The organism is Ideonella sp. FW305-24, from assembly GCF_058788035.1.
On the sequence record NZ_JBYTAI010000001.1, the window covers coordinates 17,375 to 30,989 of the forward strand.

10 protein-coding genes are annotated in these 13,615 nt (G+C 60.5%); 1 reads left to right on the forward strand and 9 read right to left on the reverse strand.

Translation table 11 applies throughout. From position 1 onward, the window contains the following. Window positions 1–23: 23 nt before the first annotated feature. From AC3WR5_RS00105 to smc, 9 genes are all read right to left on the reverse strand, one after another. A complete protein-coding gene (locus AC3WR5_RS00105) occupies window positions 24–1,202 on the reverse strand; it encodes a type II secretion system F family protein (RefSeq protein WP_492480899.1) in 1,179 nt (392 codons plus the stop codon). Between the two features lie 16 nt (window positions 1,203–1,218). Further along, window positions 1,219–1,617: a type II secretion system major pseudopilin GspG gene (gene gspG / locus AC3WR5_RS00110; protein ID WP_492480901.1), complete on the reverse strand. Its 399-nt coding sequence runs from the start codon at window positions 1,615–1,617 to the stop codon at window positions 1,219–1,221. A gap of 137 nt (window positions 1,618–1,754) precedes the next feature. Beyond that, window positions 1,755–3,959 (reverse strand): hypothetical protein, encoded by a 2,205-nt coding sequence (locus AC3WR5_RS00115; protein WP_492480903.1) that lies wholly within the window; start codon window positions 3,957–3,959, stop codon window positions 1,755–1,757. A 10-nt stretch (window positions 3,960–3,969) separates the two neighbouring features. Continuing rightward, window positions 3,970–4,887 carry a hypothetical protein gene (locus AC3WR5_RS00120; RefSeq protein WP_492480905.1) on the reverse strand — a complete coding sequence of 306 codons (918 nt, stop codon included), beginning with the start codon at window positions 4,885–4,887 and terminating at the stop codon, window positions 3,970–3,972. A 1,064-nt stretch (window positions 4,888–5,951) separates the two neighbouring features. After that, window positions 5,952–6,260, reverse strand: a complete 309-nt coding sequence (locus AC3WR5_RS00125; protein WP_492480907.1) for a hypothetical protein — start codon at window positions 6,258–6,260, stop codon at window positions 5,952–5,954. Window positions 6,261–6,359: 99 nt separating this feature from the next. Beyond that, window positions 6,360–6,704 (reverse strand): hypothetical protein, encoded by a 345-nt coding sequence (locus AC3WR5_RS00130; RefSeq protein WP_492480909.1) that lies wholly within the window; start codon window positions 6,702–6,704, stop codon window positions 6,360–6,362. Between the two features lie 158 nt (window positions 6,705–6,862). Beyond that, entirely contained in the window at window positions 6,863–8,161 is a 1,299-nt protein-coding gene (paeA, locus tag AC3WR5_RS00135; RefSeq protein WP_492480911.1) for a polyamine export protein PaeA, read from the reverse strand. A gap of 4 nt (window positions 8,162–8,165) precedes the next feature. Beyond that, entirely contained in the window at window positions 8,166–9,251 is a 1,086-nt protein-coding gene (locus tag AC3WR5_RS00140) for a cell division protein ZipA C-terminal FtsZ-binding domain-containing protein (RefSeq protein ID WP_492480913.1), read from the reverse strand. Further along, a complete protein-coding gene (gene smc / locus AC3WR5_RS00145) occupies window positions 9,248–12,763 on the reverse strand; it encodes a chromosome segregation protein SMC (RefSeq protein ID WP_492482561.1) in 3,516 nt (1,171 codons plus the stop codon). Before smc ends, AC3WR5_RS00140 begins: the two co-directional genes overlap by 4 nt. A 373-nt stretch (window positions 12,764–13,136) precedes the next feature. Between smc and queF the strand changes: the two genes are divergently transcribed. Then, window positions 13,137–13,565 carry a preQ(1) synthase gene (gene queF, locus AC3WR5_RS00150; RefSeq protein WP_141290189.1) on the forward strand — a complete coding sequence of 143 codons (429 nt, stop codon included), beginning with the start codon at window positions 13,137–13,139 and terminating at the stop codon, window positions 13,563–13,565. Window positions 13,566–13,615 lie beyond the last annotated feature (50 nt).

A 13,615-nucleotide genomic window follows, 5' to 3' on the forward strand; every position in this document is an offset into this window, starting at 1 on the left:
CCCCACTGCGCTTTGTATACCAGTCATTCGAAGCTGCCAGCGAGATCGAACACAGGCATGTAGAGCAGGATCACGATGCCACCAATCACAACACCAATGACCGCCATCAGCACAGGCTCGAATGCCTTGGTGAAGCGCTCGATCCAGCGCGTGACGTCACCTTCGTAGAACAGGGCTGCACGCGTCAGCATCACGCCAAGCTGGCCTGATCGCTCGCCCACCCCCAGCAGCCGAGCAGCGACCACAGTGTTCAGACCAACAGCCGAGAGCGCTTCGCTGAACGAGTCCCCTTGCGCGAGACGACGTTGCACATCGTCAAGCGCAGGGCGACGCGGAGGACTCAACACCGGGCGTGCAAATTCCAGCGCGCGCATCAACGGAATGCCACCTTCGACAAGCATGCCAAGCGTGAGATACAGCCTCGACAGTTCCAACAACCTCAGTCGCGCGCCTGCGCCGGGGATCAGGCCAACCAACTTCCAGGCGTTGCCCGCTCCAAATGTGCGTCGCACCGCCCAGGCTGCCAAGCCGATGATGAAAACCGCCGTCGCAAGCAGGCCCACACCATGAGCGCCAGCAAAGTCCCCCCAGTTCAAAAGCAGCCGGGACCCCCATGGCAACGGACGCCCACTGCCACGGTAGACACTGGCGAACTGCGGCACGACATAACCAAGCAGAAAGGACGCAACACCCAGCCCGGCTCCAGAAAGCAGCAATGGGTAGACGCTGGCGCTGACAACTTTGTGGCGCACGCTGGCAACGCGGGCCTCGTACTCGATGAACTGTGCCAACGCTCGGGCCAGGTCGCTTGTACCCTCAGCCGCCTGCAGAATGCCTGCGAACAAAGCAGGAAAAACCTCGGCCTGGCGCAGCACAGCCGCCGAAAAAGAAAGCCCTTCACGAACGTCCTTGTGCAATTGCGCCAGCACCGCCTTACCTCGCGGCGCCTGCTCCTTGTCAACCAGCACCTCAAGCGCCTCCGATACCCCGAGCCCAGCGACGATCAAGGCATGCAGTTCCTGAGCGAAAAGCGACACCGCAAACCGCCCGCCACCTGCACCCGTGGCACGCGCTGCTTTCGCGCTGACTGGCGTCATGCGCAGGCGTGCAACCTCGTCCAGCGCACCTTGCGCATCAAACGCGTCTACACGCAGCGAACGCATGTGCCCATCGGCATCGGTCGCCCTCACGAGATACTGCATATTGCCCGCCGGACTCTCAATAGTTCGTGATGTCAGCAGCCTCGCCGGTACCGCCGGCTTGGCCGTCCGCACCGAGCGAGACTATGTCAAAGTCGCCGTGATCACCGGGTGACTTGAAAACATAGGCATGACCCCAGGGATCGAGCGGCAAGCCCTTTTCGAGATAAGGACCATTCCACTTAGATGCGTCCCCAGGGCGAACCACAAGAACGCTCAATCCATCCTCAGTGGCAGGCAAAACACCCAAGTCGATGCGGTAGGTGCCGAGCGCGCGCGAGAATGCCTCAATCTGTGATTTCGCGACCGAGCGCTGCGACTTACCGATCTGCGCGTAATAACGGGGACCAACATATGCCGCAAGTAATCCAATGATGGCAACAACGACAAGCATCTCCAACAGCGTGAAACCCTTCACGCGCTCATAGTTACCTCGCCCTGGTGAGTCCAAACAAAACATAGCAGCAAAGACCTGAATGACTTAAATATTCCGCTAGACCAAAAGGTTATATGGCGCGACATTGCCCGCCATATGATCAGTGCACCCCAATAGAATTAATTTGCGTTAAAAGTTGCCTGAGCAGGCAACGAAAGCGTTGACATCAGCGGAGTTGATTGCCCCTGCTTGTACAGGTAGTCGACCTGATTGTTCGTACATGTGCCCGTCTTGGTAGTAACAGGGCAAGACAGCACGTGGTCGGTATTTGGACCAGAACTTGCCGTCAACGTTACATAGGTAATTCCCGACCCGCCTCCCACGCTAAAACTAGATCCGCCATCGACAGAGCAAGTAAATGCCGTGCACACCGGCGCGCCCGCGGGCGATGACGATGCCTGAACATAAAACCCAACTTTGACACGCTTCAGCGGATTGTCAGCTGTTTGCCCGGGACACGCAACTCGCACATCCCACTGCGTCGCCTCGTATTGATTCGCGCCAACGTGAATTTTTACCGGCTTTCCATCGTTCGTGAATTTGTAAGTGTGATAACCCGAAATCATATTCGTAGTATTCACTACTTGCTTATTTCCTTGCGTCATCGTCAGCAAATCTGGAACGCGATAAGCCTCAAACTCCACCGAAACCTGACCCGACGTATCAGCCCCCGGATTCCAAGTCGCGTCGAAATCGGTGGTACCCGTCGCACTGTAGGAGGTGGTGCAGGCTGGGGCGGGTGGTGGTGGCGGCGGCGGCGGTGGTGGTGGTGCAGATGTGGGTACAGCTGCGATTGCCCCCGCGACTTGATAGTACGTAGACGCAGCTGTCGGATCCCCCTCCACACCAACCGTACCCCGGAAGGCTGCCACGATTAACGGAGCGGGCGCAGGAGACTTAACCAAGTTGATCGTAGAGGAAGCCCCACTATCCAAAGCTATCCTTATTGGGCCCAGTTCTTGACGATAACCATTCACATCCTCTGCCAGCAAAGTAACGGTACCATCGATACTATCGCTACCAGTATTCGTCAATTTGTAGCTCTTACCATCCGTAGAAGCTGAACTCAACGAAATACGGCCACGAAAAAAATGATCAATCAACCCCTGCGAAAACGCGACAGCGCGCGGCAGCAGCACATTATTCCAATCCGAAAATACTGTGTCATTCGGTGAGAAATAAGTTTTGGAATTTGGGGATCTCAGCTCGGTGTAAAGCCCCGCTTGCGCTGCCCTAATAGGAACAGACGACCCCGTAAGCGGGTCGACAACATTCATAATCAAGTATTGATTATTCAATTGATAAGCCTTGCCGCTCACAGTGGCAGACTCCACGCTAGGAGCAAAGCCCTTTACGCTACTTGCCCCCGGCCTCGGAAATGACGGGTGCGGCGCAAATTTCCCGTTGACATAACTCATCTCCGAATACCTTGTAACGAAGTTCCAGCTTGTATAGTCAGCCATCCCTTCTATATAGTCTCGCCCTGTTATAAAATTAGGAACATTGTTGAACCAATAACCACTCCCAACAATGGAAGGTATTAAATTTTCCCGCGACTGCGTAAATAACTCATATCTCCCAATCTCCCACGGATACTGAAACATGACCCCTTTCCAGTCCAATATCTGCCCAACATAAAAGTGAATATGAGCCTCATTGCGAGTATGCTGAGGTTGCGCCATGTCCTGTATGTGGTGCACAACATGCCCAAGCGACTGAAACATGTGGCCCTCGGCAGTCATCCGATCAGATGGCACTCTATAGGTCAATGCATTGTAGTAATCAATCGCAGCTTGCCGATAAGTGAAGCCGTGCCCCTGCCCATAATTGGGATCATACTGGACCTTGCCATCATCCTCTAATGCCCAATTTATTGAGGCGATACCTCCACCACCATTGGACGTCGGCACCAACTGGCTCGAAGCAAGCGAAAATCTTAACCCAAGCCCAGATTGAGGATTGTAAAAATGATCATAGGCGACCGATCCTAAAGCGAAGGGCAATTCGTCCTCATATACCACGCCCCATTTCATTGTTTCAATAGCGTCTCCAGCACCACCCGAGCGCTCATACGCGGCACCCGAGCCTACGTACTTGAATGAGGAAGTTGTTGCCGAATACAAGCCACTATTGGTAAAAAAGAAAATATCTTTCCCAATAACCGAACGCCGCGCGGCAATATCCGTCAATATGCTGTGAGTGGTAGTTTCATACGCCTGCGACTCAAGTACTACCAACAATCCTGCCGCGGACAGCATTGCGAGACGCGCAGCGCGGCATAGATCAGCAACAACCAAGCACTTGGCAAATCCAACTTGATTCAAGTTCTCACCCTCACATCGACTGGAGATACCAGCCCCCACCGGAGCCGACAACATCTAACGTATACAAAACATACTCCGACGGTGACAGATGCTGATAGACGACTCTGATCGTATAGAGATTTTCAGAAGCTGACAAAGCTTCCACGGCAACGACGCCTTTAGATAGATTTTTGATGTCGTTAGATGTATCGAGAAGGGGTGCAGCAAAGAAATTAGATGCCCCCCCAAAAAAATGGTTAGCAGCCGCCGAACGATCACCGCTTGCACACGCCGCCATAAAGCTAGCCCATACCCCCATGACGGAAGCTTGCGCATCTGCCTTCAGAGTTCCATCAGCTTGCGCAAGCAGCACCGCGCGTACGGCTCCGGATTGGCTCAAGACGAGATCCTGCCTACCATCAGCGTTGACGTCGGCGGCCTTAGCGGCAAGCGCAGCAATATCGAAGCCAACCGCTGCAGAATCGAGTCTTTGCACGTTCCTGATTGTGCCATCCAAGTTAAATTCCAACATGAAACTAGCATTGGCCTTCATAAATGCCAAGCTAGGGCAGCCCGCTGCCGCCTGAGTCGAAATAATTGTCGCCGAAAATCCCAGATCAGCAGCAGATGCAGAAGGCGAGACCGGCATCTGATTAGCCGGCAGCGTTGAGACATATTTCGCAAAATATTCTCCCCCATCGCCGCTTGCACCAACAATCACACTAGGGATACCGAGTGGAATACTGGCAACTTCCATATCATCAATATCGATCATGATCGGAAGCAATTGAGCCTGAACGTAATAAGAAGGCGCACTTGCCATGTTGGGCAGCGGAGCCGTTGCAAAAACCTTATAGCGATCAGAAACAGCCGGACAAAGCCCCGCCTGAGCATCTATCGTCGCAAACGATAGCAGGCCCACAGCCAGAAATGCAATAAGTCTATTCATGGATAGAGATTCAAGTTGACCGAAATTTGTTGATTGTCAGGATTGCACAACCGAACAAGCAGTCGACGCCATTTATGGTCGAGAGCCAACCCTGCCGAAAACTTGAGCAGCGACGACATACACCCCATCCGCATGGTGCATTCCCTCCTTATTCCCACAGACCAAACAACATTGACCCGACCTATTAACGAGTAAGCCCGCAGCTTATTTTTCACCCAACCTCCAACACACGATGCCTTACGTGTTGGAGGAGATTATGTAGCGCATTCGGGACAATCATTACCCCGACATGCAAAATAAGCATTAAAATGCCGACGCAAGCAAACACTTCAACAAGTTAGCAATACTTTTATGAAGTCCCGATTTTCTAGGCGCGGCATTGCGTGTGCAATGCATAGCATAGCCTTCCCCACAATTTATCGCCTTGACGCGATGCAACAGGCAGCTGGCATCAACCTGTCCCCCGGATTCACACAATTTGTCCTTCACCTTGCGCTCGCTCTCCATTGGCTATGGCTCTTTTGGCCATTCACGTATCTCCGACACGAAAAACGCGGCGAACTCGGTTTCAACTTGGGCTTTTTCCTGGGGCTCACTGCGTGGATTGTGCTAATCCAAGATGCATTACTTTTATCGTTGATAGCTCTGAGTCGTGGAAATTTTCAAATTTAAACTACGCTGGAACGACGCGGTTAGCTGAAGCAACTCATCTGCCTCCTTGCACGCCCGCCATGTCACCCAAACGACTTGACGAGCCAGCCTCCCTTTCTCCACACCTCTGACGCGCTGAAGTAAAAGCCATCAACTATTGCTTGAGCAAACAGTGCTGCCAAGAACGCTTAGCTTTGCCAGCGTGCATCGAATTTTTGCAATCCACCAGTGCACACGTTACCGCTTTCACCAACGTCGACTCGTCACACAATTAGGAATGGCGAGCCATCGGTCGTAATTTTGGCGGTCGCTGAACAGAGCCCAGCAGAGTGCAACGGCGCCTAGAGCACCTTGACTCCAATCAAGGCATTGATTCATCCAAATCGATGCAATGGGCGGCTTGCTTCAGCAACCTAGCCCTTTAGATCCAGACCGGTAGCACCTTCCCCATTGCCACCAAACATGGGCACCGGGCCACAAATTCCATCACCGGTCACATACACCATGCGTCCCGACAACTTGGCCGAAAGCGCCGCTGCTATCAAAGTGCGACCGAAGGGTGTGGCTGGATCAATTGAATACAACATCGACTTTCCGCTAACCGCGCAACTGCTGTTGGTGCTATTGAAGTTGCCTTCGCCCACGGCAATGAAGACCTTGCCATTGTGAGGTGTGAAGTTTGAGATGAATCCCTGGTAGTCAGATGCTGAGGCAGCATTCACCACCGCCAGCGCGCAAAGTGCGATCGCATGCCTAATACGCATCCCCCCCCCCCCCCCCCCCGGAATTTACTGTCGCCCCCTCGATGCCAATGAACTGCATTAATCGGTGACATGGAAGTACCCTAAAGCAGGTGCGTTCTGTACCGTGCAGCCGTTCAGGTACACCGACACTGTTTTGCCAGCCAAATATGCAGCGAGCAACGACGCGTATGCACGACGGCCGATGGTTGTATCGCCGTTGTCAAATCGGAATTCGACTGTCGCTCCACCACAACCCATCGACGCGCCAAAAGCCGCGCCATTCAGCGAGACATAGCACGTACCGTTGTCGTTGTGACACCCGATGTCGATGATCTTTCGGCCACCGACGTACTCACTCCCAGCATGTGCAATGGGTGAAAATAATGCAGCGGCGCAGCCTGTGGCGGCCATCAACTGACGCATGGGACCTCCCTCGAAAACCGATTGACCTGCAGATCGCTAGGTCAGGCTTGTTGCTGCTTTGATGCAGCTTGTGATTTGTGGACGACTATATCTGTCGAACTGCATGTCGAGCAAGCCCCGCGGCCAACCTTTATACAGTCAACCATGCCAACTTTTTCTCAGGCCACCCTGGCAATCATCACCTGATCCACCCGGTGCCGATCCACGTCCATGACCTCGAAGCGCCAGCCTTCCCAGGTGACCGTGTCGGTGCGTTTGGGGATGCGGCGCAGCATGACCATCAGGAAGCCGGCCAGGGTGTCGTATTGGCCGGCGTGCGGCCATTCGGCGATGTCCAGTGCGCGTTCGAGGTCGGGGATGGGGGTGACGCCGTCGGCGAGGAAGCTGCCGTCGTCGCGGCGGATGATCTGCTCCTCGTCGTGCGGCGCGACCATCGCGCCCATCACGGTGCTCATCACGTCGTTCAGCGTGATCACGCCCACCACCAGGCTGTATTCGTTGACGATGACGGCGAAGTCTTCGTGGGCCTGGCGGAACTGGGTCAGCATCTCGGCCAGCGTCAGCCGGTCCGGCACGATCAACACCTTCTTGATCAGCCCGCTGTCGCCGCAGGCGCGCAGGCCGATGGGCTCCTCGCGCAGCACGCGGGCGAACATGTCGGTCGCGTCCACGTAGCCGATGACTTCGTCGATGCCTTCACCGCAGACCAGGTAGGTCGAATGCGGGTCTTCGGCCACGCGGGTGCGCAGCAGCACCTCGTCGTCGTCCATCGCCAGCCAGACGACACGCTCGCGCGAGGTCATTGCGCTCTCGACCGTGCGCGTGTCCAGCTCGAAGACGTTTTCGATGATCTGCTGCTCGGAGCTGTGCACCGCGCCGGTCAGGGTGCCGGCCGCCGTCAGCGCCAGGATGTCGTGGTGGGTGATGCGGTCGTCGCGCGTCTGCGGCAGGCCGAATAGTTTGGACAGACCGTCCGCCGCGCGGGTGAAGGTCCAGACCACCGGCTTGAACAAGGCGCTGAGCCACAGCATCGGGCCGACCAGGCGCATGGCCAGCCGCTCCGGGTCGTTCATGCCCACGCGCTTGGGCAGCAGGTCGGCCAGCAGCACGAACAGCACGGTGACGGTGAGGAAGGACAGCGCGAGGCTGAGCCCGCCCAGGCGCTCCTCGCCCACGCCGGCCCAGCGCAGCGCGGCGGCGAAATGCGGCGTCAGCGCGCCATCGCCGACGATGCCGGCCAGGATCGCGATGGTGTTCAGCCCGATCTGCACCACCGTGACGTAATGGCCAGGCGCATCCTGCACCGCCAGCACCTGTGTGGCCCGGTGTTCGCCCAGGTCGGCCAGTTGCCGCAGTTTGAGCCGCCGCGACGCGGCCATTGCAATCTCGGCCACCGCGAAAAAGGCCGACGCCGCGATCAGCAGCGCAATGAGCAACAGGCTGGCGATCAGGTCCACGGGCCTAGCTGAACAAGCGCCGTGCCGCGGCGCTGCCGGCTTCCAGCTCGCGGGCCGCCAGGGCCTCGTACAGCCGGCCAAGCTCCAGGCCGATGGCGGCAAAGGCGTGCAGCGTGATGGGCGTGCCGCGGTCGTCGACCAGGGTTGCGTCCAGGTCTTCGGCCAGGCGGCGGGCGCATTCCTGCCAGGCGGCAAAGGGCTCGGCCGAAGCTGGGGTCTGCGGCACGTCCAGCGTCAGCGTCACTTCGCGCAGTGCGGCCTGGCCTGGGTCTTCGGACAGGGCGACCTGCGAATCGAAGGACAGCACCAGCACCGGCGGCGCGCCGTCTTCGGCAGCAGGCAGCACCTGGCGGCCAGCGACGGCGCCAGGCACGAAGCCATGGCGGCCGGTGCATTGCTGCAGGTAGCCGACCGACCAGGCGACCGAGTTGGCGCGCAGCACGGCGCCGAGTTGGGCGTCGTGCTGGCTGGCGAAACTGTCCAGTTCGCGGGCGCGGGCGACCACGTCCAGCATGTCTGGGAAATCCGGGTTGGCGCTCAGCGCGTCGGCAAAGGCCTGCAGCTTCTGCACGAACTCGGAGTATTCGATTTCGTTCAGCGGGCCATGGCGATTGGCCATTTGCAGCCCGGCCTGGAATTCGCCGTAACGCTGGCCAGGGCGCGGCGTCTCCCAGTCACCCGTCTCGGCATTCAGGCCTTCGATGTGGAAAGGCTTGGCGCCAGCGCGGCGGCTGGGCGGCAGGTGCTGCAGCGCCAGATCGCCGGTGACGGGTGCGTCTGGCCGCACGGTGGCAATCGCGTCGATCAAGGCGTCGATGCGCGCGCTGCGGCGGCTCAGCGACGCGGCGCGCAGCGCCTCGGGCAGCGGCGGCACGCCGGGCACGCCAACCGGGTCCAGGTCCTGGCCGACATTGCTGGTGGCATTGCTCAACCCGCTCATCGTGGGTTCTTGGCGCTCGCCATTGGAAGCCGTGGGCGCGTCGGGCAGGCTTTGCCGCGGTGCGCTGCGCCGTGCGGCCCATGCGCCTTGCACCACCACCGCGAGCAACACGATGCCCGCCAGAATTGCCAAGCCAGTCGTCAAAGTCATGCCGCTTCCACCATGCCGATGGCGGCCTCCATGTCCACGGCGACGATGCGCGAGACGCCTTGTTCCTGCATCGTGACCCCGATCAGCTGTTCGGCCATTTCCATTGCAATCTTGTTGTGCGAGATGAACAGGAACTGCGTGCCCTTGGACATCTCGGCGACCAGGTTCGCGTAGCGCTCGGTGTTGGCGTCGTCCAGCGGCGCGTCCACTTCGTCCAGCAGGCAGAACGGCGCCGGGTTCAGCAGGAAGATCGCGAACACCAGCGCGATGGCGGTCAGCGCCTTCTCGCCACCTGACAGCAGGTGGATGGTTGAGTTCTTCTTGCCCGGCGGCTGCGCCATGACCTGCACGCCTGCGTCCAGCACCTCGTCGCCGACCATCGTCAGCTTGGCCTGGCCGCCGCCGAACAGCGTCGGAAACATGCGGCCAAAGCCTTCGTTGACCTGGTTGAAGGTGGTCATCAGCAGGTCGCGGGTTTCGAGGTCGATCTTGTGGATCGCATCTTCCAGCGTGTTGATGGCGTCGGTCAGGTCGGCGTTCTGCGAGTCGAGGAAAGTCTTGCGCTCGCGCGCCGCGGCCAGTTCGTCCAGCGCGGCCAAATTGACAGCGCCCAGCGCGGCAATCTCGCGGTTGATGCGGTCGATCTCGCCTTGCAGGCCCCAGAGCTTGACCTGGCCTTCTTCAATCGACGTGGCCAGTGCTGCGAGGTCGACCTCCGCTGCGCTCAGCTGCTCCATGTACTGCGCACCGCCCAGCTGCGCGGCTTGCGACTCCAGCTGCAGCCGGGTGATGGCTTCACGCAGCGGCTCCATGCCGCGTTCCAGCGTCAGGCGCTGCTCGTCGGCCTGGCGCAGTTGCATCGACAGTTCGTCGTAAGCACTGCGCGCCGCGCCCAGCGCCTGTTCCTTTTCCAGCTTGATGGCCAGCGCTTCCTGCAGCCCGGCCTGGGCCGCGGCGTCGTTGAAGCTGGCCAGCTCGCTTTGCAGTTGCTCTTCTGCCTGAACATTGGCCTGGATCTGCTGCGCCGCGGTTTCGATGGCGCGCTGCAACTCGCCTCGGCGTGCGGCCAGCGCACGGGCCTGGAACTGCGCCTCCTGCGCCTGGCGCTCCAGCGCGCGCAGCTGTTCGCGCGCGCCGCTGAGCTTGCGCTCGGCGGCGATCACCGCGTCTTCCAGCTCTGCGTGGCGCTCCTGGGTGTTGGCCAGGTCCATGTCCAGCTCTTCGAAGCGGGCCTCGCCAGTCATGCGGCGCTCGGCCAGCTCTTCCATCTGGCCATCGATCTCGGCCAGTTCTTCTTCCAGCTGACCGCGACGCGAGTTCGCTGCCTGGGCTTGCTGGTTCAGCTGCATCAGCTGGACCTGCAGCTGGTGCGCGCGCGTCTGCGCCTCGGCGGCTTCGCGGCGGGCCGCGGCCAGGCGCGAGGCGGCTTCGGTGTACTGGGCTTCGAGGCGGATCAGCGCGGTGCGCGAGTCGTCGGCCAGCAGGGCTTGCGCACGGCTGCTGCGTTCCAGGTTCTCGATTTCCTGCGCCCGGGCCAGCATGCCTGCCTGCTCGGAGTCCGGCGCATAAAAAGCCACGGCGAACTGCGAGACCGCGTGGCCTTCGCGGGTCATGATGACCTCGCCGTGCGTCAACTGGGAACGCTGCGCCAGCGCGGCTTCCACGGTGTCTGCCGTGTACACGCCTTCCAGCCAGTCGTTCAGCAGCGCGGTGAGGCCGGCGTCGTTGAGCTTCAGCAACTCGGCCAGGCGCGGCAGGGTCCGGTGGCTGTCGGCATGGCCGCTCGCGGGCGGCGAGTAGAACGCCAGCTTGGCAGGCGGCGCGTCGGTCGCAAAAGCGCGCACCGTGTCCAGCCGCCCGACCTGCAGTGCGCTGAGCCGCTCGCGCAGCGCCGCTTCCAGCGCCACTTCCCAGCCTTGCTCGATGTGCACCTTGGTCCACAGGCCGGGCAGCCCATCCAGCCCGTGCTTGGCCAGCCAGGGCTTGAGCTTGCCTTCGGTCTGCACCTTCTCCTGCAGCGCGCGCAGCGCTTCCAGGCGGGCGCTCAGCTCGGCGTGTTTGGCAGCTTCACGGTTGACCAGCGCCTGCTGCTCGCGGCGCTGCTCGTCCAGCAGAGGCACCTGTTCGCCCAGATCGTGCAGCCTGGCTTCGGCTTCGGCGTTGGCCTCGTCGGCCATCGCACTGTCTTCTCGCAGCGCGGCCAGCTTGTCGGCGTCCGGTGCGGCCAGGCCCTGGCGCTCGGTGGCCAGGCGCTCGCGGCGGGTGCGCAGCGCGCGGGTCTGTTCCTCGATGTTGCGGCTCTCGGCCGCCAGCACCTGGATCTGCTGCTGGACCTGTGCCACGCGGCCACGCTGCTCGTTGGCGCGCGCCTGCGCTGCGCGCACCGCCTCTTCCTGCTGCGGGCCGCTGCCGGCTTCTTCCTCGGCCTGCGCGGCAAGGATCTCGGCCTGCTCTTCGGCGGCGGCAATCTGCTCGGCAATGGTTTCCTGCTCGGCAACCGCATCGTCCCGGCGCTGGGCCCATTGCTGGTTCTGGGTTTCGAGGTCGGCCAACCGGGCCTGGGCGCGTTGCCGGCCCTCGACCACGTAACGGATGCGCTCTTCCAGCCGGCTCACTTCCAGCGAAGCCTGGGCCAGGTCGCCCTGTTTGGCATGCAGCGCGTCAGACGCTTCGTAGTGCGACTGGCGCACCACTTCCAGCTGCGCTTCCACGTGGCGCAGGTCGGCCAGCTTGGCTTCCAGCGCATTGGTCGCGTCCAGCGTGGCCAGCTTCAGGCGGTCTTCCTCGGCGGCCGCGTCGCGGTGCTTCAGGAACCACAGCTGGTGCAGCTTCAGCGTGCCGGCCTTTTGCAGGCCGTGGAAACGCGTGGCGACCTCGGCCTGGCGCTCGAGCTTGTCGAGGTTGGCGTTGAGCTCGCGCAGGATGTCGTCGACCCGGGTCAGGTTCTCGCGCGTGTCGCGCAGCCGCAGCTCGGTCTCGCGGCGGCGCTCCTTGTACTTGGACACGCCAGCGGCTTCTTCGAGGAACAGCCGCAACTCTTCAGGGCGCGACTCGATGATGCGGCTGATCGTGCCCTGGCCGATGATGGCGTAGGCACGCGGGCCCAGGCCGGTGCCTAGGAACACGTCCTGCACGTCGCGGCGGCGCACCGGCTGGTTGTTGATGAAGTAGCTGCTGGTGCCATCGCGCGTCAGCACGCGCTTGACGGCGATCTCGGCGTACTGGTTCCACGAACCGCCGGCCCGGCCGTCTTCATTGCTGAAAACCAGCTCCACGCTGGCTCGGCTGGCCGGCTTGCGGTTGCCTGAGCCGTTGAAGATCACGTCCTGCATGGACTCGCCACGCAGCTCGCTGGCTTTGGACTCGCCCAGCACCCAGCGCACCGCGTCCATGATGTTGGACTTGCCGCAACCATTCGGCCCGACCACGCCCACGCGCTGGCCCGGCAGCTGGAAGGTGGTGGGCTCGGCGAAGGATTTGAAGCCTGACAGCTTGATCTGGTTGAGCCGCATGAAATGGGGCGTGACACGCAGTCCCACGCTGGCACCGCGGCAAGGCATTCGAATACCCGTCGCGGCGCTGTGGACTGCGCCTTAAGTCATTGATTTACTTGGAATTTTAGGTCGCCATTCGGTGACCTGACTGGCCGGGATGATAGCATCGCACCCCTTCTTCCCGGGTTGGTGCAGCAGCCCGTGGCCCCTTTGTTTGCCTGACTGTGCGCCATGTGGCGCCAGCGGACTTCCATTTGCATTTGCCATGGCCCGTTCTTCCGCTCCTTCTGCCGACAAATCCGTCGAAAAATCTGCCCAGAAAGCCGCCAAGTCCGCTGACAAGCCGGTGAAGGCCGTCAAGATCGCCAAGGAGGCTGCGCAAGAGCGCCCCATGCCGCCGAACCCGCCGACCGCGCCCTCGAAGGAACTGCATGTGTTCCCGAACCCGGCCGCCGAGCGGGACTACGTGATCCAGTTCCAGATCCCCGAGTTCACCTGCCACTGCCCGCTGACCGGCCAGCCCGACTTCGCGCACTTCACCATCGACATGGTCTGCGACGAACTCTGCATCGAGCTGAAGAGCCTGAAGATGTACATGTGGAGCTTCCGCCACGAAGGCGCGTTCCACGAGAAGGTCACCAACGACATCCTGACGAAGATCGTCGGCGTGACCCAACCGCGCTACGCCCGCATCACCGCGCGCTGGTATGTGCGCGGCGGCATCTACACCAACGTGGTGGCCGAGCACCGCGCCAAGGGCTGGAAGAACGACGCCATCGTGCCCGCTCCGCAACTGCCCCAGGCCACCGGCCTGCGCTGACACCTTGCCGCAGCTCACGCCTCAACCGCCCGTCTCGCCCGAACCGCGGC